Below are 20,810 nucleotides of genomic sequence, written 5' to 3'. Positions count from 1 at the left end.
ATAACCTTCCACTAACTAATGAATGGAAGGTTTTGCCTTATTTACTTGAAAATCTTAATTAGGCTATATCTTGGAAAGTGGTTCTGTTTTTTAATATGGCATAAATCCAATGTAAGAGCTTATTTACACAAGCAATAACGGCTACTTTATAAAGTTTGCCTTCTTCTCGCTTCTTATCGTAAAACGCTCTTAATTTTTTGTTTCTAGGGATGATTTCATCCGTGGTTTTCTGTTTGCGACAATCACGAATACCAGAACGAACAGCCATATATAAGGCATGACGCAACCTACTTGATCCACGTTTTGTTATGCGAACCAGACTTGCCTTGAATTTCCCTGACTCGAAAACCTCTGGATCTACTCCAGCGAATGCTACAAGCTTTTTTGGGTGATTAAACCGATCTATCTCTCCAATTTCAGAAATGATCGTTGCCGCGATCTTTTCTCCAATACCAGGGATAGATTGGATAATCTTATATTCTTCAATTTCTTTAGCGAGAGTATCTATCTCAGCGTCCAACTCTGATAGATGCTCTTTGTATTGAATAAGCATATTTATATACATACTAAGACTTAATAAATGACTCTGATATAGTGTCTTTTGAAATGGATTTCTCGCAGCTGCTGCTTTTAGCTTTTGGGATTTTTCTACCGCCCATCTTTTCGAACGACTTTTACATAATTCTTTTATTCTATTCGCCAACGCATCATCACTAATTGTTAAAATATCTTCTGATGCTGGATACTCTTGTAGAATACGCAAAGACACAACTGAGTATAAGTCCCCAAAAACGCCTCTGTATTCAGGGAATACTTGATCAAGAACTGCTTGAAATTGTAGCTTGGTTTGCGCGTACATTCCTGTAATATTCTCATGTTGTCTTGTAAGATTACGAAGATTCAAAAGTTGAATCCCTCGTTTCTTATATGGCTCTAAATCTTCTTTATAGTAAAGCTCACAAAGACGATAGGCATCAATGGCATCCGTTTTTACTTTTCGTAAACTAGAGCTTTTGGCTCTATGTGAGATCAATGGATTGACAATGATTAATAAATACTGATGTTCCTCTAGAAACTGAACCACAGGTGCATGGTAATGTCCAGTTGCTTCCAACACAACCGAAGGTTGTGCTCCTGTTTTATTTTTTAAATCTTCCAGAAACTCGAGTAATGATCGTAGCCCATCAAGGTCATGTTTGATACTAAAGCTTCTAAGGTAAGGTTTTCCCTTATCTAGAAATGCCTGAACTTCACTTTCTCCTTTTGAAACATCCAGACCAACAACTGGATTCATTCTATATCTCCTCCTTAAATTCTACTTGCCAGTAACCCCTAACTCCTCCTAGTAGTATCATAGCTTCGCTTGTTATACGAGATCTCATGTCAGTCCCAACCAGCCTTAAACATGTTTCTACCAGTAGGGGGTGAACGGTTTAACTGACGGGATCTAAGTCCCACGGGTGCTTACGTTCTACCCTGGCTACTGCTATAATAAGACCATATAAAATAAGGTCAACCAGAAATAATTAGCATTCTGGCTAACCTTATAATACGAACGGGTGCGTTAGTTGAAGATCCTAAGTAAGATCATCTCGAATTCAAGTCTTCCGCAAACGGGCGCAACAATGGAAAAGTGAGGTGATATATATTGTTTAAAATAAAATATGAAATCTTTGAAGATTATAAGGAAGAATTAAGTGAAATAGGCCTTTCAACGTTTGATAAAGAATACAATCAGGTCTATGGACCTTTTACTATAATTGTTGGAGAACATGAATTCATTCCATACCCTTCGGATGATTTGCCTGTATCAGCAAAAGAAATTTTTTCCGAACTGATTCTATCACATTTTGAACTTTTAAACGAAGTAGATAGATTATTAAATAATTATGATTATGTAGCTTTAAAATATATTGAAGACCATTGGAGTTGGCTTGAATTTGTGAAGGTAGACGAAGGTTTAATTAAAATAAGTGAGTTGGAATATGAGATTATAGAGCTTGATAGTCTATTATGTATAAATAAAGAATTCTTAAGTGGTGCTAAATATGGTGCAATTAGGGAAATTATAACGCCAAAAGCTGATCTTCATCATGAAATTAAAAAAAGCACAAAAATGTTTATTGAAGAAATAAGGAATGTTAACCCACAGTTACTGAATTCAAAATACTTTAGCAAGATTACATAGATGTGTTTAAGACGAGAAAAATTTAGTTCTATAATTACAATTATCTCGAATTCAAGTCTTCTATATTAGGGCGCTATAGTGGAACTTCTAATAAAATTAAAACTTCATTGTTCCATAAACAAGTTGATAATATCACTCATAATTTTATTTTCACCTAAAGCCTGAACTTTTAAATGATCATGAAGCGAATCTTTATCGATTTTCCAAGTCAAAGTGAAATCATTATCCCCTTCGTTTATGTCATATCCAATTAACTTTCTTTCAGTCCATGTTTGAGTCCCTGTTGGAATTAACCAAAATAATACGGTTTCTGTATTTTCAGCTTTAACACTAAATGTGATTTCATCTGTTCCCGAGGGTATCTGTACCCAATTACCGCTTTTAGGGTAGTCAGTTTCTATACTTTTAATATCAGGATCAGGTACACTTTCAAAACTAATAAGTGACTGGCTTGATAAGGTGGACCCTTTCGTCAAGACACGGAATTTGAATTTTTAAGGTGGGGTAATACTTCTATGACACGAACCTAGGAGAGTTCTGGGGTTTATTGTATTATTCCACCTTTGATGATTCATGTCTATCATAGATTCTTACGAGAGGAGGACTCTCCTAAGATTGGCTAAAAACAGTGGCAGGGGGTTGATAGCCTAAAGATTGGTGAGGGCGTTCTTGGTTGTAAAAATGTAAAAAACTATTAATCTCATTGCGGGCTTCTCTCGGGCTCGTATAATCTTTTAAATAGACTTCTTCATACTTGACTGTTCGCCAGAGTCGCTCAGTAATAATATTATCAAGGGCTCGCCCTTTCCCATCCATACTGATTTTAATATCGTTTTCCTTAAGTAAATCTGTATATTGCGGGCTCGTAAAATGGCTTCCCTGATCGCTGTTTAAAATAATCGGTTGATGATTAGATAGCGCCCTATTAACAGTTTCTAATACAAAGTCCATTTCAAGTGTTTGATCCAGTTCCCAACTGATTACATACCGAGAATACCAGTCTATGATTGCGACTAAATACATCCAGTTTTTCTCTAATCGAATATAGGTAATATCAATCCCCCAAACGTGATTGGGGTGCGTGATGGCCAGACCTCTGAGTAAATAAGGATAAATGCGATGCTGCTGATTCCTTTTACTGAGGTTTGGACCAGGTGAAATACCAGCGATACCCATTTCTCGCATATGACCTTGCACAGTTTTTCGATTAACGAAAATCTTTTCGTTTTTAAGAAACTCCTTGATTCGCCTGGATCCAAAAAACGGATATTTAGTGTAGATTTCATCAATCTTATGCTTAATCATCAACTCCTCAGGTGAAGGCTCCACAGGCTTATAATAAAGACTGGTTCGATTTAAGCTGAGTAATTCTGCTTGCGCTTTAATGGAGAGGTCAGAGCCTTCCCAATCGATCATGGAGACTCGTTCAGCTCTAGTCTTTAATGCCAGATTTTTTTTTAAGCCACGACAACTGCGTGGTTAAACGACCTACTTCGGCGTATAGGTTCTCAATTTGGTTTTCATACTCCTCTTTCATCTGATCCACTTTCTTATTATTGGTCTCAAAGATTTGTGGCATTTGTTCCAGTGCTGCTTTCCGCCATTGGCGTAGTTGATTCACATGAATTCCATGTTCAGAAGAGATCTCGGAAATGGATTTCTCTTCTTTTAAGATTTCTAGCACGATTTTGGATTTAAATTCTGATGTATATCTTTTTCTTCTACCCATAAACCTACCTTAACATCTCCTTATTTCGTGTCTAGATTTATGGGTCCATTATATGAAGTTAGAATGTGTAAAGCAACGAATAATTTTAATATCATTTTATTCACCTCCCTCATCGTAGTATCTGCACTATCTGACATCGGTATGTGTTAATAAATATGAAATCAATAGTATTTCTTTATCTCAATTTCAAGTATTCATTTATAGAACACTTTCCTGGAATAAGGAGAGTCCTTTTTGTTTGTCTTGAGCGAAAAAATAAAGTGAATTATCACTTGGATATTTGTGTTAAAATTTGAGTTAGATTTGAATAAATGTACTTAAGATAACGAAGCAGAATTATGGAACAAAAGGTTGTATAACTTAAGGGGTGTTAATGATGGAGTACACTATACGCGAAATGGAAAATAAAGATATAAATGAAGTTCAGGAAGTTGCTAAAACAAGTTGGAATTTCACATATGAGGGTTTAATTCCTCTTGATATCCAAGAACGTTTTTTAAACTCCGCTTATAATGATGAAATGATGTTAAAACGTTTAGATGTTTCTTCGTTGTATATTGCTGAAAAAGATGGAAAGATTGTTGGATTCGCTAATTTCTCTCCTGTAAAAGAAGAAGGAATAGTTGAATTAGGGGCTATTTACTTGCTTCCTGAATATCAAGGTGAAGGAATTGGGACTGCATTGCTTCAAGAAGGTATAAAGAAATTAAATGGAGCAAAGTCAGTCTATATTAGTGTAGAGAAAGAGAATAAGATAGGAACAAATTTTTACCGTGCAAAAGGATTCCAAGTGGTTTCAGAATTTGATGATAATCTTGAAGGGCATATAACTAAAATGTTAAGAATGGCATTAAAAATATAAGGGTATCTATTTAAGAAAAGGGTGCTACGGTTCAAGAACAAAACATGGAATATCTCGAATTCGAGTGTTCAGCTATAGGGCGCGATCATTGAATAAATGGTAGCGTCTATATTTTTAGTTAACATCCCTAAATAAATTGATATTTATGCTAATATGTGTGGAGATTGTGAAAGACCGTACCCTAATGTAAATAGATTGCTTTACTAAAGAAGTAGTTATGGAGTAAATTTGCAAAACTCACAAAAATAGGAGGAATACAGAAATGAAATTCAAAGTTTTGGGGCAATATGTCGTCTCCCTTTTAATCGGGATAGTATTAAGTTACATATTGCTAGCGATTGCTCACGGACCAGAAATAATAGAGAGCTGGATACCCTTGATAGCTGGTCTAGCAAGCTTACCACTATCAATTTTAGTATTTAAATGGCGAGAACAAAATGACGCATATGAGGAAGATGAAAAGGGATAAACCGATGAAACTTGCATGTATCCAAGATTGTGAAATACTTAAAGTATCGGGAGCGTTTGTTGAAGACTCTTATTAAAGATAAAATGTCTTCTTCTAATAAGATAATTTCATACAAGACCTATTCGACTGGAATATAAAAAATAAAGTCGCATAAGAATGCGACTTTTCATTTTTAATCTATTTCATTTTTATCCTTACTTAAAACAATAATCCTGTATTTGTCCTCACGTATAGATTTATTTTTTTCATTACTTTGGATAAATACATTGATTTCTGAGCGAATTTCATCAGCTATTTCTGAAGCATCAGAATCATTTGCATCCAATGATGTTTTGATCTTGATTTGTAGTGGGTAGGGATGGAAAGAATAAGCAAAACCAATTACAGGTAAGTGTTCTGCTTCCATCAAAGCACGCCCAATGTGGCTAATTGCATTTGTTTTTTCCCATCGTTTCTCCTGTTCTCTAGCAATCTTTTGTACCTGTCTAACATCTAACTTAACTTTATCCTCATATGATTTTGCTTCTTTTTTAAGAATATCTTTTAACTGTTTGATTCTAGTTTCTGATTCTGGCACTGTTACGTTTACAAACACACCTTCCGTATCATTTATTCTAACTGATACGGGGAACAATAATTCATATCGTTTTTCCTTCAAGCGTTTCTTCAAAGTGTTTTTAAGTTTTTTAGCATCCTCCATATTTTGTTTCCATTCTTTTGATTCTTCGGGGCTTATCTTGGATTGACTTTCTTCCTTTTCATAACGTATTGCTTTGACAGTGTACTCCTGAAAACCATTATTTCCTAGATGTTCCTCGATATTTTGTGCTATATCTTCATAGTCTCCAGAATATCCTTTTAGTTTCACACTCACTTCCTTTGTTTCAGTCATTATATTTAAATCCTTAAGGTCTGTGCCGTTCCTTTCAACGATAGGGACCACAAGCTCCAAGATTTTTTCCATTTCCTCTCTGTTTTGCTCTTCTTCCTTAATAAAATGACTAATGAGAGGAATATTGGCAAAGACATTACTCATGTATGGTACAAAAAGCTCAAATGAAAATAGTATGATGAAAATAGCAGCAACTGAACTATACAGTAATTTACGAGATTTATTCTTTCTTTTATTAAGATTATTAAGGCCATAGAATACCTTATCTTGATGTTCTTCAGTGAACTTCATTTTTTTCACTTGCTTAGGGTACTTCCAATTATTCTCCAAGGACCATTCCTCCTTTCATGTATTCCTTTAAGTTTCTTCTTGCTCTATGAAGTCTACTTTTCACAGTATTAGAATTTACATCTAGAACATCAGAAATTTCATCTACCGTTAACTCCTCATAATAATAGAGGATTATAACTTCTCTTAACTTTACAGAAAGCCTTAACACCTTATGAAATAACTCCTCGCTTTCTTCTTTTTCTAAAACTTCAGTAGCAACAGATCGCATGTTATGTTCATACTCTACTTTCGTCATTGACTTGGGAATTAATTTCCGAAAAGCCCAACTTCTTACATAATCCTTGCAATAATTCACAGTAATCCTATATAACCAGGTTTTATAAGAGGAACGATTATCAAAGTTATGAAGGGATTTATAGCAACGTATAAAAATTTCTTGTGAAAGATCCTCAGCTAGCTTCTCTTCTTTAACGTAAGTAAAAGCAACTCGGAGAACCATATCGCCGTACTTTTCCATTAAGTCTTTTAATATATCTTGATAAGTATGATCATCTTCCATATCCTTCCCTCCTCTTTCATCATGTTAGACGAGAGCAAAGTTATTTCCGTTCCCTTAAATTTAAAAAAGTAATTAAAAGAAGGATGCTGTTTTATGAAATGAGTATTTCTGAATATAATGGAGTAACTGTATCATATATGTCATTGGTTTAGCGCATTTTGATTTGTGAAGTTATGCTTCTATAGAGTATGAAGTAAAAGGGGGGCAGTGGAAGAAAAGTAAATATCCCTCTTAAAATTTCAGGTATTAGGTACCTCATTAATATGTAAGTACAAAATAAACAGAGTGAAAGCGCCTTTTAAAATGGGGATAGTGATGATACTTACAATGTAAAAGGAAGGAAAATGGAAGTAATATCTAGAATTGAAGGGTTGATATCTTACCGTTTGATGGAGCCGTCGGAGAATTTAGGAGGGAGAAATAAGTGAAAAAAATAATTTTAGTAGTCTTTGCTCTCATATTAGGGTTTTTATGGTGGCATCAATATAAAGAAAACAAAGAATTTATGGACAGTTTATTACTGCATCAACCGATTGAAAGAAGTCAAGTCCATATTGCTAGGGTGTGGGAAGCGAATAATAATGAGAAAATAATTCAAAAAGAAGAATTAAACAAAATAATAAGTTGGTTTAATGATTACCCCGCAAACAAAATAGCTGATCAATCTAGGATTGATGGGACTTCTCAAAATTCTAAGGTGAAAGCGGGAATCAATATTGAACTGAAATCGGGATATAAAATTAAGATATTTTTTGTAAATGGGGATTCTATTTATGTAACAAGAACCGATATTAAAGGCGGTATGCAAATTACTTACTCTTTTCTTGAAGAAGCATCTAAATTAGAACATTATTTTGAAGACTCTTTAGAACAATAAAAAGGCTTTTTGTAAACTGACGGATGCTGAGGGAAGATCCTAATGGTGATATCTCGAAATCAAGTCTTCATGTTTAGGGCGCATACCTGGAAGAAAAGGTTGTGCGCTCTATTATTATGTTTGGATCACATAAAATTAAATTGAAATATATTGTTATTGTGTTAGAATATTACAATGTGTTTTTTCTGAAAATTTTAACTATAACTGTTACTTATGTAATACCTGACACCTGTTGACTGTGTTTTTTTAGTAGCACGAGAACGTAAGTTTATTATCGAAATAAGGAGGTAAGTTTCATGAAGAAAATAAAGAGGAGTGATCTGCGATATGAAGCTATATTCTCATAAACCTGAAGGGTATGAGTGTCCATTTTGTCGTATTGTTTCAGGTATTGAAAAAGATAATAAAGGAACGAAGCAAAGAGACATCATTTATCAGAATAAATATGTAACTGCATTTATTGCTAGCAAATGGTGGCCAAACAACAAAGGGCATGTCCTTGTTGTTCCTAATGAACATTTCGAGAATATATATGAACTTACAGCAGAAATGGCTGCTGAGATTCATCGTGCTGCTCAAATGACAGCGTTTGCAATGAAACACACATATGGGTGTGATGGAGTTTCTACTCGACAACATAATGAGCCTGCTGGTAATCAAGACGTATGGCATTATCATCTTCACGTTTACCCGAGATATGAAAACGACAACCTCTATCTAACAAAAGGATCTTATACCGAACCAGATGAACGTCCTTTCTATTCAGAAAAGTTACGTTTGGGGATAGAAGAACTTTTAGCTAACCAGGAGTGATCTTAAAATTCACTATAAGGGGACGATCGTAATGAACATTAGAAATTCTGCAAAAGGCATTATAATAAAAGGAAATAGGGTGTTACTTACAAAAAACAAAGATAAAGAAGGGTTTTTTTATCTTTGTCCTGGTGGTGGTCAAGAACATGGTGAAACACTACATAATGCATTAAGAAGAGAATGTATTGAAGAAGTTGGATACGATATAAACGTAGAAGAACTCTTACACATACGAGAGTATATTGGAAAGAATCATGAATACTCGACATTTGATTATGATGTTCACCAAGTTGAATACTATTTCACTTGTGAATTGAGGGATAATGTAAATTACAAAGAACCTATCAACCCTGATAAACATCAAATAGGGATAGAATGGGTGGATGTCACCGAATTGATGCAATATAGGCTATATCCTAAAGAGATAAGAACACATATCGTTAAGCATTTTAATAAAGAAAAATCCCCCATTTATCTAGGAGATGTTAATTAACTTAATAAGCTAAGGGGCTATGGTGAGAGATGAGGGGGTTGTTGAGATGGAAATATTATTGATTAGACATGGAGAATCTGAAGCTGATATTTTAAATGTTCATGAAGGTAGAGCTGATTTTTCCTTAACGGATTTAGGTAGACAACAAGTAAGTTTAATGGCTAAGAAAGTAAAATTAGAATTTCCACCAGATTTTATTTGGGCAAGTACGCTACAAAGAGCTAGTGAGACAGGAGAACTACTTTCAGAAACAGTTAATTGCCCAGTAGAGTATGAAGAACAATTAATGGAGTTTAATAATGGAGTCCAAGCAGGACTAAGCTTTGAAGAAGCAAAAAAATATCCCAAACCCCAATATTTGCATGAACGATATAGAGAGGGGGAATCACATATTGAATTTAGAATGAGGATAGAAAGTATATTTTCAGAAATAATTTCTGTTAATAATTACAACCGAATTGCAATAGTTGCTCATGGTGGTGTTATAAATTGCATACTCCGTTCATTTTTTGGAATGGGGATATCTAAAGATTACTATTTTAAATTAGGGGACACTAGTATTAGTTTTTTAGAATTAGTAGAGCGAAATAAAATTGTTCATTTTATAAACAATATTTCTCACTTAGATCCCTTAAAGCAACTAAGATAATCTAATGAAGAAAGTAAATTTTAGCCGAAAATGGGAGGGGAATTATGGACAAGGTAATACATGATATAGCCAATCTGTTAACCAATAAAGAACAAAAAGTAATCATTGGGATTTCGGGTCATGGTGCTTCAGGAAAGACAACTTTTTCAAATAAACTTAAAAAGATTTTGGGGCGAAATGATGTGAATTATATTAATACCGACCCGTATATTATCGGTTCTCACCTTAGAAAGTACACTACTATTGACTATGAATATAAAAATGAGCATCATCAATATAAAATGACGGCTTGTCATCCCTCAGCTCATAATATAAAAGCATTAGAAAGAGACATCAATATGATGAGAGATGGTTTAAATTTTTACACAATAGGAACTGATTATATGGAGAGCACTTTAATTTCTTCACAAAACAAAATAAATATTGTAGAAGGGATGAGCGTTGCATTTATTAATCCTAATTTATTAGATTTAAAAATTTTCTTATATACTGGTGGAGATACCGAGTTAAATAGAAGAGGTGTTAGAGATGTTTCGGAAAGAGGGACAAACATCAATTATTTAAGGCAATCTCATGAAGAGCGTAGAATTCAATATGAGTTATTTATGCACCCTTACCATCAAAATTTTGATGTTGTTTTAAAAAATTCCAACGTAAATTTTCTTATGGAAAAAGGTGATTATCTAATTAACCGGTTTTAATTAGATATGGAATCAGAAGTGTTAATAGTGCTGGAAAATTGTAATAATCAATGAAATAAAGCCAAGTAACTAAATAGAGATATCTCGAATTCAAGTGTTCCACATAAGACCAGCTATAAAAAGTCAAGTATCTAAATCAATGTTTCTTTAGGTTTAAAGGAATAAAATTTGGCATGCCAAATAAACCTCACGCTTGTTATTATTAAAAATCCCATGAGCTGTTGTCACTCATCGTTTACTTGAGGGCGTGGTTCATAAGGCTTTTGATCTCTTAGAATCGCAAAGATGATGTGTGTTAGTTTACGAGCAACAGCGCCAACCGCAGTGCCGTGAGCTTTTCCACGATCACGTAACTTTTGATAATAAAGAGATAATGCATGATCATGAAAGCTAGCTACAAATGCAGCTTGCCAAATGGCTCGTCTTAGATAAGGAGAGCCTCTTTTGGAAAGTTTCGTATTCGAGCTATTAAAGTCACCAGATTGATGTACAGAAGCATCCAGGCCGGCGAAAGCAACTAATTGTTTTGGATGTTCAAAGCGCTCAACAGAACCAATTTCACCTAAAATGACTGCCGCTGTGACATCACTTACACCTGTTATGGTGGTCAAATAATGATGTTGACGTTTCGAGAGCTCAATCAACTCTTTTTCGATTTGATTTAACTGCTTTTCAAATAGAGATATCTGTTCAAGTAGAAGATGGATTTGCATTTTAAATGCATCTGTACCTATTGAAATTCCAAAGGAATTTTGGGCACTTTCTTTTAAGTGTTCAGCTTTCCATCGAGCTCTTGTAATCCCGTAACGTCCTTTACTGAACCGGTAAAGCACATCTGCTAGTTTGTCTGTTTCAATCTCTAAAAGATCTTCAGGTAAGGTGTAGTTTAAGAGAATTTCTTTGGAGGATAGCCCGAAAACATCAGAAAATACTTGTTCATATTCAGGAAATACCTGATCTAGTAATGCGATGATTTTACGCTTAACATCTGAACTTTGATCTACCAAAGCATAACGTAGCCTCTCTAGGTGTCTGAGTTGAAGTAGGTCTTCTTCAATAAAAGGAGTCGCTTCTGGAGAGTCGATTCGAATAATTTGTGCAATTAAGTAGGCATCTTTTATATCTGTTTTGGTCTTGCGAATATAAAAATTACGTAAGGCATCTGATTGCATAGGATTAAAAGCTGTCACTTTGAATCCTAGCTGATGAAGGAAAGAAAAGATAGATAACCAATAATGACCTGTAGCTTCCATACCGCAAGCACAATCTTCGGGTGTCACCTGGTGTTGATTCAAGAAATTAAGAAGCTTCTCGCTGCCTTTTTTCGAGTTGGCAAAGCGTATTGTTTTGCCGATTGAATCTCCTTTATCATTGATCAGTCCGGCCTCATGATGACGCTTTCCAATATCAATACCAAGATAAATCATAGATATACCACCCATATAAGATTAATCAAATGTAAGGAATCCTCTTAACTTTATAGATACTCAACCTCGTTCGATATACGGCAACTAGGTACCATCCAGCTCATACGAATAGTTCTATAAAGAAAGAGGTGTCAGTCTTAAGCACGAAGACAATGCTTCAAGGGCGCAGAGCGACAACCTCTATCTGATTTAACCTCATTATACCTTCCTAAAAAGGTAATGAGGATTAAAAGCCAGAACAAATCTGACTAATAATAATATACGAGGGCGCTAAACTGGAGTAACAGTAAATATACAGACCGCAAAATATGCATAGTTTTATACAAAACTCTTATTTTGCGGTCTGTTTTAATATGCAAAAAACATACTGCCATTTCTTACATAAATTAAATGCCGAATACAAACAAAGCAGGAGTTTTAGAGTTATTATCGAATTACCTTTTTATACCATATATTTTCACTGTAAAGTATCAATACTTGTTTAACCAACAGATAAATCGGAATTTAAGGAGGATAATAACAATGAGATTAACGAAAGATGTCGTACAAAAACTCTTAGATATGAATGAAGGATTTGAGAAAACGACCTACTCGCGAGATAGAAATTTCAAGGCAACGTATCATTATTTAATAAAGGGTGGAAAGTTACTTGTACGCTCTAAAGGCAAGACATCCTGGTCTGATAGCAACTTTGATAATACCAAGGTTGCGAATTTAGAACAAACTAGAAACTTTTTGAGAAAAGCCATTGATGTGCTAAAGACTGAAGGAATCAAGTAGGCAAATTCTAATTTATAGTTAGTCAATTCGTAGTTTTTTTATATAATGATATAGTATCTCATTAAACTTCAAAAACGATTTTGTGAAACAATATACTTAAACTATAGGGTGCGTTGAAGAAGAAGGAGCATTTTCCGATAAGGAATTTGCTCCTTTTTTGTAGTCGAAATTACATTCGCTTTTGCACATGGAATTAAAGGTCTTCAATAATTATTGTATGCACGCAATTTGGTTTGCATTTTATTGTGCAAATAGCGACTCAAAACACTCATAAACATTGCTATAACAACAAAAAATGAGCATCAAATTGCCGTGCAATTCAACGCTCATTTTATACTGCATTTTTATTTTTTGTGCTCCAAACTAAAGTACTTAATATTTTACTGTCTGTTTTAAATATAAAAAGTGTACGGTCATTTCTTAATACCAAATACATATAATGTCCGCTATTTAAATAATATTATCTGTCCCCATTAAAAATAGAGTTTCTCACAATAACATAATCTACATGACGTATGGCGTCTAATTTATTGCCACCAGCGTATGATATTGATGATTGTAAGTCTTGCTCCATTTCATTAAGAGTATTAATAATGGGACCTTTGTGTTCGATTAAAAGTTTTTTACCTTCTACATTTTTTCGTTCGCCCTTTTGAAACTCAGAAGCAGAACCGAAATATTCTTTGTAAAGCACTCCCTCATTCTCAACAGAAGTTCCTGGTGATTCTTCGTGACCTGCAAATAATGAACCGATCATTACCATAGAAGCCCCGAAACGAATTGACTTTGCAATATCGCCATGAGTCCGAATACCGCCGTCTGCAATGATTGGTTTGGTAGCTACCTTGGAACACCAACGTAATGCTGCTAATTGCCAACCCCCTGTACCAAATCCTGTCTTCACTTTCGTAATACAGGCTCGGCCAGGCCCAACTCCAAGTTTCGTAGCATCAGCGCCTGCATTTTCTAACTCACGAACTGCTTCAGGGCTACCGACATTTCCCGCAATAACAAAGGTTCTGGGTAAGTATTCTTTGATATATTTAATCATTTGAATTACCGTGTCGGAATGTCCATGTGCAATATCTATTGTAATAAATTCAGGTGTGAGATTCTCTTTAGCTAATTCTTTTATGAAAGAATATTCTTCTTTTTTGACTCCAACACTTACAGAAGCTATTAACCCTTTCAATTTCATATATTTAACGAAATTTAATCTACCTTCAGGTTGAAAACGATGCATTATGTAAAAATAACCATTCACAGCCAAATAAACAGCTAATTTTTCATCTATGACTGTTTGCATATTTGCAGGGACTATCGGCAATTTAAAATTATATCCACCAAAGTTTATGGAAGTTTCACATTCAGAACGGCTATTAACAGTTGACTTAGCTGGTATTAATTGAATATCTTCATAATCAAAAACAGTATCCATTTTTAATCCTCCAATATTAGTTACTTAAATTTAAAGTGTAAGAAATGGTTTTCTTTCCTTAAATTGATTTACTTTTTATTAACTACTTTGCGTTTACAAAAAATAAAGCAACATAAAGAAAGAGATGATTTTTTATAGTAGAAAGTTATAGTAGATACTTTTTGTTAACAGAAGTTTTGTGATACAAACCTTCCCTGGGCCGATCCCTACTTTTGTTGCATCAGCACCTGCGTTCTCTAATTCTCTAACAGCTTCTGGAGTTCCCACATTACCAGCGATTACAAACGTTTGTGGTAAGTGCTTTTTAATGTGTTGAATCATCTCCATTACAGAATTGGAGTGACCATGAGCAATATCAATGGTAATGAATTCTGGAATTAGTCCTTCGTTTGCTAATTCTTCAATGAATTCGTACTCTTCTTGTTTCACCCCAACAGAAATTGATGCGATTAACTCTCGAGAGTGCATATCTTGAATAAATGCTTTTCTCGTTTCGGGTTCAAAACGATGCATCACATAAAAGTATCCATTTTCAGCTAGAGACGTAGCGACTTCTTCATCTATAATGGTCTGCATATTAGCAGGGACTACTGGTAGTTTGAAAGAATGATCACCTAGTTTAATGGAAGTATCACATTCAGAACGGCTATTAACCACGCATTTTGCAGGAATTAATTGAACATCTTCATAATCAAATACATTTTCCACGGAAAACACCCCCTAAAAGACGAATGATTTATTGTTATAAAAAATAATTGTTCGTACATTGTGTAATTTACATGAAAACGGAGTGCATGTCAAAGGTTTTATGAACGATTATCATTGAATTTGTTTAAATGTTCGTGTTCTGGTTGGATTAGAGGTGAGTGAGGGATGTTTGTAGCAAAAAATCAAGTTTAAAGCCGTATCCATATGGTGTGATACGGCTTTTTGATTGATATAGGTTTTTCGTTACTTAGTTACTTAATAGTAAAGAGTTATGATTTTAAAGAAAGCTTCCTTCCATAATATAAATTACCTCCGTCCTACTGATAACTCTGTAACCTAGCGAAAAAGTCTTTAACAAACTCATAGAACACTTTTTCAGAAGGAGCCAATTCCCTGTTCTTTGGCGATATAATCCCGACTGTTCGCTTTACTTCCGGAACTTGAATAGGGAGCTTGACCGTGAAACGAGGTGTAGAACTGTAAAATGTACTATCGGGTAATAACGTTACTCCCATCCCTGCAGAAACCAGCCCCTTAATGGCATCTAAATCAACGCCCTCAGATGAAACGTTTGGAGTAAACCCGGCTTGCTTACAAGCATCCATAGCAATATCACGTAAAATGTATCCTTCCGGAAAAAGAACAAACGAATCATTCTTTAAATCACTTAAAAGCAATCGATCCCTCTCAGCTAATGGGTGGTCATCCGGAATGAGTACCGAAATGTTTTCGGTAAATAAAATATGACTATCAATTTCAGGATCTTCTCTTGGTACCGGTCCTAGGAAGGCTAAATCAATATCGCGTTTTTTTACAGAATCGATTAAATATTGATAAGAACCTTGACGTAGATGGAAATCCACATTTGGGTGTTGTGTTTTAAAGGATGAAATAACCGTTGGAAGTGAATGATTGGCTAGACTTGTAGGGAACCCAATACGGATTTGTCCACGATCTGGATCCAAATATTCTTCCACTTGTTTTGTGGCATGCTCTATTGCTTTCATTGCTGTCTTGGTATGGTCAAAGAAGATTCTTCCGATTGGCGTTAACTTAATATTTCTTCCTTCTCTTACAAAAAGGTCGACTCCAAGCTCTGACTCAAGGTTAGCGATTTGCCGACTGATGGCAGATTGGGCGACGTGAAGATCAGCTGCTGCTTCTGAAATGTGCTCTCTTTTGGCTACTTCCATAAAATAATGTAGTTGTTTTAACTCCACCGTGACGGCCTCCAATTCAATTCATCTAAAAATTAGATCATTCTAATCTAAATTATATATTGTTTGAAATAGTTTGAAAACTTACAATTAAATTTAAACCGATTAACGGATAAAAAAGAAATTATATATTTCAGAAATGGGAGGTATATCATGAGATACAACCAGATACCGAATTCCCAGGGACTTTATCACCCGGAATTGGAACATGATGCATGTGGAATTGGTCTGTACGCTTCTATTAAAGGTGATGCAAGCCATGAAATTGTTCAGCAAGGTTTGCAGATGCTTTGCCAATTGGATCACCGCGGCGGTCAAGGAAGTGATCCATTTACAGGAGATGGAGCAGGATTATTGGTTCAAATTCCAGATGACTTTTTTCAAAAAGTGTGCACGGATATAAATTTACCTTCCAATGGCCAATATGGTGTTGGCATGATCTTCTTTTCAGACGACGAGGAACGAAAAAGAGAAGAACAACGCATAAATGAAGTGATCGAACAAGAAGGACAAAAGGTTCTTGGTTGGAGAAGTGTACCTGTAAATGTCGGAAAAATCGGAATTGCAGCACAAAAAAGCTGTCCGATTATTCGCCAAGTTTTTGTTGGGGCAAGTGGAGGTCTTGAAGAAGAACTTTCATTTGAAAGGAAATTATATGTGATTCGAAAACAGGTGGAATACTGGGGAGAACAAGAAGACCGTCAATTTTATTTTGCCAGTTTTTCAAGCAAGACCATTGTATATAAAGGCTTGCTTCTACCGGAGCAGGTAGATGGCTTTTATGAAGACCTAAGAGATGAGGACTTCGTATCTGCATTTTCTTTAGTACACTCACGCTTTAGCACAAACACATTCCCAAGTTGGGAACGTGCGCACCCAAACCGTTATCTAATTCATAACGGAGAAATCAATACATTAAGAGGAAATATTAATTGGATGAGAGCTCGTGAACGAGAGATGGTGTCAGACGCTTTTGGTGATGACTTTAAAAAGCTTTTACCCATCTTAGATCAGAGCGGAAGCGACTCATCCGTGCTTGATAATGCATTTGAATTTTTTGTACTGGCAGGCCGTTCACCGGCTCATGCAGCGATGATGTTAATTCCTGAGCCATGGTCCCAGAATGAAAACATGTGTCCGGAAAAGAGAGCTTTTTATGAGTATCACAGTACACTAATGGAACCGTGGGATGGACCAACATCGATCACGTTTACCGATGGAAAGCAAATTGGGGCCATTTTAGATCGAAACGGCCTAAGACCAGCCCGTTATTACGTAACCCACGACGATAAAATTATCTATTCATCTGAGGCTGGGGTTATTGATGTAGAGGAAGAAAATGTGGCTTATAAAAATAGACTAAGCCCAGGGAAAATGTTGCTGATTGATTTAGAACAAGGACGTATTATTTCAGACGACGAGGTTAAGTCAGAGGTTTCGCAAGCACATCCATACCGAGAGTGGTTAGATGACAATCTGATCCGATTGGAAGAAGAGTCAGCGTTAGAAAGCCACTCCGTTTCAGATGTATTTACGCGTCAGCGAGCTTTTGGTTATACCGATGAAGATATTCATAAGTATTTGGTGCCGATGATCACAGAAGGGAAAGATCCTGTTGGTGCCATGGGGAATGACTCTCCTCTTGCTGTTCTGTCTGACCGTCCTCAATCGCTGTTCAACTACTTTAAGCAGCTATTTGCGCAGGTCACAAATCCTCCAATTGACTCTATTCGTGAAAAACTCGTGACATCCACGGTTACTTATCTCGGTGCAGAAGGGGATATTTTACATCCAGGTGAAGACAATTGCCACCGTCTCCGAATTGATACACCGGTTCTATCTGAAGGTCAATTTCTACAGATTGAATCAGATCAATATCCAGAGTTCAAAAGCCGAATCATCGATGCGCTATTTACAAACGACTTAGAAGCGGAATTAGATGAGATTTGCCGTGAAGCAGAGGAGGCAATTGATGATGGAGTGAACATACTGATTTTGTCTGATCGACATATGACAGCAGAAAAGGTAGCGGTTCCGACTCTTTTAGCTACAAGTGCATTACATCAACACCTTGTTCGAGAGCGGAAACGTACAGAAGTGAGTATCGTAGTTGAGTCAGGTGAGACAAGAGAAGTCCACCATTATGCTTCGTTAATTGGATATGGAGCAGATGCCATTTATCCTTATTTGGCCTATGAAACCTTTGATCAGGTAGCAGAGGAAGGATCATTAGAATTATCAGCAGAAGAAGCTGTTCAAAAATATCGCAAAAATGTAACTACAGGAATTGTTAAAGTCATGTCCAAAATGGGGATTTCAACAGTTCAAAGTTATAGAGGTGCTCAAATTTTTGAGGCTGTTGGAATTGGTCAAAGCGTCATTGATCGTTATTTCACAGGAACTGTATCGCAGCTTGATGGAATCGGTCTCAATGCAATTGCGAAGGAAGCGAAAGACCGTCATGATCAGGCTCACCAGGACACGATTAACCAAACATTAGAATCAGGCAGTGATTTTCAATGGAGAAAGAATGGCGAGTTCCATGCTTTCAACCCGACGACCATTCATAAGCTTCAGTGGGCTTGTCGCAGAAATGACTATGAATTATTTAAAGAGTACTCCGAAGCAGCGAACGAGGAACGCATGAGTTTTCTGAGAAATTTATTTTCCTTTAAAAAAGACTCACCATCCATCCCGTTAGAAGAGGTGGAGTCGGCGGATTCAATTGTGAAACGGTTTAAAACAGGTGCAATGTCTTACGGTTCCTTGAGTCAAGAGGCGCACGAAGCCCTAGCCATTGCTATGAACCGAATTGGTGGTAAAAGTAACAGTGGTGAAGGAGGCGAAGATCCAAGTCGCTTCGAATTAGACGAAAACGGAGACTTACGTAGAAGTGCCATTAAACAAATTGCATCTGGACGTTTCGGTGTTAATAGTCACTACCTTGTGAATTCGGATGAACTTCAGATCAAGGTTGCTCAAGGTGCTAAACCAGGTGAAGGTGGACAGTTGCCAGGTAAAAAAGTATATCCTTGGATTGGTAAAGTACGAGGTTCTACGACAGGTGTTGGGCTTATCTCCCCACCACCACACCATGACATCTACTCAATTGAAGACTTAGCGCAGCTCATTTATGATTTGAAAAACTCCAATCGTGACGCTCGCATTAGTGTGAAGCTTGTAGCGAAGTCGGGCATTGGAACCATTGCAGCTGGTGTTGCTAAAGGTGCAGCAGATGTTATTGCAGTGAGTGGATATGATGGCGGTACAGGTGCATCACCGAAAACAAGTATCAAGCACGCTGGTCTGCCTTGGGAGCTTGGACTATCTGAAACCCATCAAACCCTTATGTTAAATGGTCTTCGTGATCGTGTGACATTAGAGACGGATGGAAAGTTGATGACCGGTAAAGATGTCGTTATGGCATCCTTACTAGGTGCTGAAGAGTATGGATTTGCAACTGCGCCACTTGTCGTTCTCGGTTGTGTAATGATGCGTGTTTGTCACAAGGATACATGTCCAGTTGGTGTTGCTACACAAAGCCCTGAACTACGTAAAAAATTCTCCGGTCAAGCGGAACACATTGTAAATTACATGTATTTCGTTGCAGAAGAGATGAGAGAGATCATGGCTGAACTCGGTTTCCGCACCGTTAAAGAAATGGTAGGGCGTACGGATGTATTATCTGTAAGTGAACGAGCGAAAAACCATCCGAAAGCTCGTACTTTAGATCTTTCGAAACTCATTTATCAACCAGAAGGAGAGCGTACTTGCATTAAAGAGCAGAATCATCGTATTGAGGAATCATTAGATATCAAGGAGCTACTTCCAGCGGTCTCCACATCCATTGCAACAGGGAAACCAATGACTGCTGAGTTCTCGATCCGAAATATTTACCGTACTGTAGGAACCATTGTAGGTAGTGAAATTTCTAAACGATACGGTGAAGAAGGCTTACCAACTGATACGATTTCACTTCGTTTTACTGGATCAGCAGGTCAAAGTTTTGGTGCATTCATTCCGAGAGGTCTATCGCTTTCCCTAACGGGTGATGCGAACGACTACGTAGGAAAAGGTTTATCTGGCGGAAAAATCTCGATCGCCAAGCATCAGGATGTACCGAAATCAAACAGCGACGTCATCATCGGAAATGTTGCTTTTTATGGAGCTACATCAGGTGAAGCCTATATTAATGGTCAGGCAGGAGAACGTTTTGCTGTGCGAAATAGTGGAGCTAATGTGGTTGTAGAAGGTATCGGTGACCACGGTTGTGAATACATGACAGGAGGTCGAGTCGCTGTCTTAGGTGATGTCGGTAAAAATTTCGCAGCTGGTATGTCAGGTGGTATAGCTTACGTTCTATCAGAAGATCGAGAAACATTTAAGCATCTGTGCAACCAAGAGATGATCGATTTTGAAGATATGTCAGATCTAGAAGAAATCACAGAACTTCAACAAATGATTCACGCTCACTACACGCATACAGGTAGTTTAAAAGCAGCTCACTTACTAAATCATTGGAACGAATCCGTGAGAAAATTTGTGAAGGTTATCCCACATGACTACAAGCTCATGCTACAACAAATTGAAGAGAAAAGAGCGAGCGGATTATCTGAAAAAGAAGCTAGTCTAAGCGCTTTTGAAGAGAAATTTTCAGAGAAGAAAAAGACACCAAACACTCCCCCTTTAGTAGTAGGGAAGTAGGAAAGGAGAGAGG

Annotated in this window: 18 protein-coding genes and 1 pseudogene; 10 read left to right on the top strand and 9 right to left on the bottom strand. The window is 36.4% G+C overall.

What is annotated here, in order from left to right:
* Positions 1-58: 58 nt before the first annotated feature.
* Positions 59-1,294 (bottom strand): IS110 family RNA-guided transposase, encoded by a 1,236-nt coding sequence (locus GS400_RS12310; protein ID WP_160102068.1) that lies wholly within the window; start codon positions 1,292-1,294, stop codon positions 59-61.
* A 354-nt stretch (positions 1,295-1,648) separates the two neighbouring features.
* Between GS400_RS12310 and GS400_RS12305 the strand changes: the two genes are divergently transcribed.
* Entirely contained in the window at positions 1,649-2,188 is a 540-nt protein-coding gene (locus tag GS400_RS12305; RefSeq protein ID WP_160102189.1) for a hypothetical protein, read from the top strand.
* 104 nt (positions 2,189-2,292) lie between these two features.
* On the opposite strand, the gene GS400_RS12300 is transcribed toward GS400_RS12305, so the two are convergent.
* Together GS400_RS12300 and GS400_RS12295 are read right to left on the bottom strand one after the other, a co-directional pair.
* The gene (locus GS400_RS12300) at positions 2,293-2,664 is read right to left on the bottom strand and encodes a hypothetical protein (RefSeq protein WP_236560918.1); all 372 of its coding nucleotides are present in this window, start codon (positions 2,662-2,664) and stop codon (positions 2,293-2,295) included.
* A gap of 133 nt (positions 2,665-2,797) precedes the next feature.
* A protein-coding gene (locus tag GS400_RS12295; protein ID WP_201450096.1) for an IS3 family transposase occupies positions 2,798-3,917 on the bottom strand; the annotation gives its coding sequence in 2 pieces (ribosomal slippage) (positions 2,798-3,647 and positions 3,646-3,917; 1,122 coding nt in all).
* A gap of 376 nt (positions 3,918-4,293) precedes the next feature.
* Between GS400_RS12295 and GS400_RS12290 the strand changes: the two genes are divergently transcribed.
* Positions 4,294-4,779, top strand: coding sequence for a GNAT family N-acetyltransferase (locus tag GS400_RS12290; RefSeq protein WP_160102187.1), 486 nt, complete (start codon positions 4,294-4,296; stop codon positions 4,777-4,779).
* A 262-nt stretch (positions 4,780-5,041) separates the two neighbouring features.
* Positions 5,042-5,248, top strand: coding sequence for a hypothetical protein (locus GS400_RS12285; protein ID WP_027447697.1), 207 nt, complete (start codon positions 5,042-5,044; stop codon positions 5,246-5,248).
* 172 nt (positions 5,249-5,420) lie between these two features.
* Here GS400_RS12285 and GS400_RS12280 read toward each other — a convergent pair whose 3' ends face one another.
* Together GS400_RS12280 and GS400_RS12275 are read right to left on the bottom strand one after the other, a co-directional pair.
* Positions 5,421-6,470 carry a DUF4030 domain-containing protein gene (locus GS400_RS12280; protein WP_027447698.1) on the bottom strand — a complete coding sequence of 350 codons (1,050 nt, stop codon included), beginning with the start codon at positions 6,468-6,470 and terminating at the stop codon, positions 5,421-5,423.
* On the bottom strand, positions 6,460-6,990 hold the full coding sequence (locus GS400_RS12275) for a sigma-70 family RNA polymerase sigma factor (RefSeq protein WP_027447699.1): 531 nt from the start codon (positions 6,988-6,990) through the stop codon (positions 6,460-6,462). The genes GS400_RS12280 and GS400_RS12275 overlap by 11 nt, the downstream gene beginning before the upstream one ends.
* A 424-nt stretch (positions 6,991-7,414) precedes the next feature.
* Here GS400_RS12275 and GS400_RS12270 point away from each other — a divergent pair, with 424 nt between their 5' ends.
* The 5 genes from GS400_RS12270 (at position 7,415) to GS400_RS12250 (ending at position 10,523) form a co-directional block, all read left to right on the top strand.
* Positions 7,415-7,867 (top strand): hypothetical protein, encoded by a 453-nt coding sequence (locus tag GS400_RS12270; protein WP_027447700.1) that lies wholly within the window; start codon positions 7,415-7,417, stop codon positions 7,865-7,867.
* Between the two features lie 327 nt (positions 7,868-8,194).
* Positions 8,195-8,680: an HIT family protein gene (locus GS400_RS12265; protein ID WP_027447701.1), complete on the top strand. Its 486-nt coding sequence runs from the start codon at positions 8,195-8,197 to the stop codon at positions 8,678-8,680.
* Between the two features lie 31 nt (positions 8,681-8,711).
* Positions 8,712-9,173: an NUDIX domain-containing protein gene (locus GS400_RS12260; RefSeq protein ID WP_027447702.1), complete on the top strand. Its 462-nt coding sequence runs from the start codon at positions 8,712-8,714 to the stop codon at positions 9,171-9,173.
* Between the two features lie 46 nt (positions 9,174-9,219).
* Positions 9,220-9,822: a histidine phosphatase family protein gene (locus tag GS400_RS12255; RefSeq protein WP_027447703.1), complete on the top strand. Its 603-nt coding sequence runs from the start codon at positions 9,220-9,222 to the stop codon at positions 9,820-9,822.
* 44 nt (positions 9,823-9,866) lie between these two features.
* Positions 9,867-10,523: a uridine kinase family protein gene (locus GS400_RS12250; RefSeq protein WP_027447704.1), complete on the top strand. Its 657-nt coding sequence runs from the start codon at positions 9,867-9,869 to the stop codon at positions 10,521-10,523.
* 224 nt (positions 10,524-10,747) lie between these two features.
* Here GS400_RS12250 and GS400_RS12245 read toward each other — a convergent pair whose 3' ends face one another.
* Positions 10,748-11,950, bottom strand: coding sequence for an IS110 family RNA-guided transposase (locus tag GS400_RS12245; protein ID WP_160102185.1), 1,203 nt, complete (start codon positions 11,948-11,950; stop codon positions 10,748-10,750).
* 522 nt (positions 11,951-12,472) lie between these two features.
* Here GS400_RS12245 and GS400_RS12240 point away from each other — a divergent pair.
* On the top strand, positions 12,473-12,730 hold the full coding sequence (locus GS400_RS12240) for a hypothetical protein (protein ID WP_160102183.1): 258 nt from the start codon (positions 12,473-12,475) through the stop codon (positions 12,728-12,730).
* 460 nt (positions 12,731-13,190) lie between these two features.
* On the opposite strand, the gene guaC is transcribed toward GS400_RS12240, so the two are convergent.
* The 3 genes and pseudogenes from guaC to GS400_RS12225 form a co-directional block, all read right to left on the bottom strand.
* Positions 13,191-14,168 (bottom strand): GMP reductase, encoded by a 978-nt coding sequence (guaC, locus tag GS400_RS12235; protein WP_160102181.1) that lies wholly within the window; start codon positions 14,166-14,168, stop codon positions 13,191-13,193.
* A gap of 171 nt (positions 14,169-14,339) precedes the next feature.
* Positions 14,340-14,876: pseudogene (locus GS400_RS12230) on the bottom strand (IMP dehydrogenase); the annotation flags it as partial.
* A gap of 317 nt (positions 14,877-15,193) precedes the next feature.
* Positions 15,194-16,096, bottom strand: a complete 903-nt coding sequence (locus tag GS400_RS12225) for a glutamate biosynthesis transcriptional regulator GltC (RefSeq protein ID WP_160102179.1) — start codon at positions 16,094-16,096, stop codon at positions 15,194-15,196.
* Positions 16,097-16,246: 150 nt separating this feature from the next.
* On the opposite strand from GS400_RS12225, the gene gltB reads away from it, so the two are divergent.
* Positions 16,247-20,797, top strand: coding sequence for a glutamate synthase large subunit (gene gltB / locus GS400_RS12220; RefSeq protein ID WP_160102177.1), 4,551 nt, complete (start codon positions 16,247-16,249; stop codon positions 20,795-20,797).
* The last annotated feature ends 13 nt before the right edge of the window (positions 20,798-20,810 follow it).

It is taken from the genome of Pontibacillus sp. HMF3514 (genome assembly GCF_009858175.1).
GTDB lineage: Bacteria > Bacillota > Bacilli > Bacillales > BH030062 > Pontibacillus.
Note: the sequence above shows the minus strand (reverse complement) of the source record. Positions and strands in the feature narration are given on the sequence as shown.

Bases quoted from the DNA above. Each gene is read 5' to 3' on its own strand.
- GS400_RS12310 (WP_160102068.1), bottom strand. From the start codon at position 1,294: ATGAATCCAGTTGTTGGTCTGGATGTTTCAAAAGGAGAAAGTGAAGTT.
- GS400_RS12290 (WP_160102187.1), top strand. From the start codon at position 4,294: ATGGAGTACACTATACGCGAAATGGAAAATAAAGATATAAATGAAGTT.
- GS400_RS12285 (WP_027447697.1), top strand. From the start codon at position 5,042: ATGAAATTCAAAGTTTTGGGGCAATATGTCGTCTCCCTTTTAATCGGG.
- GS400_RS12275 (WP_027447699.1), bottom strand. From the start codon at position 6,990: ATGGAAGATGATCATACTTATCAAGATATATTAAAAGACTTAATGGAA.
- GS400_RS12265 (WP_027447701.1), top strand. From the start codon at position 8,195: ATGAAGCTATATTCTCATAAACCTGAAGGGTATGAGTGTCCATTTTGT.
- GS400_RS12260 (WP_027447702.1), top strand. From the start codon at position 8,712: ATGAACATTAGAAATTCTGCAAAAGGCATTATAATAAAAGGAAATAGG.
- GS400_RS12255 (WP_027447703.1), top strand. From the start codon at position 9,220: ATGGAAATATTATTGATTAGACATGGAGAATCTGAAGCTGATATTTTA.
- GS400_RS12250 (WP_027447704.1), top strand. From the start codon at position 9,867: ATGGACAAGGTAATACATGATATAGCCAATCTGTTAACCAATAAAGAA.
- GS400_RS12245 (WP_160102185.1), bottom strand. From the start codon at position 11,950: ATGATTTATCTTGGTATTGATATTGGAAAGCGTCATCATGAGGCCGGA.
- GS400_RS12240 (WP_160102183.1), top strand. From the start codon at position 12,473: ATGAGATTAACGAAAGATGTCGTACAAAAACTCTTAGATATGAATGAA.
- guaC (WP_160102181.1), bottom strand. From the start codon at position 14,168: ATGGATACTGTTTTTGATTATGAAGATATTCAATTAATACCAGCTAAG.
- gltB (WP_160102177.1), top strand. From the start codon at position 16,247: ATGAGATACAACCAGATACCGAATTCCCAGGGACTTTATCACCCGGAA.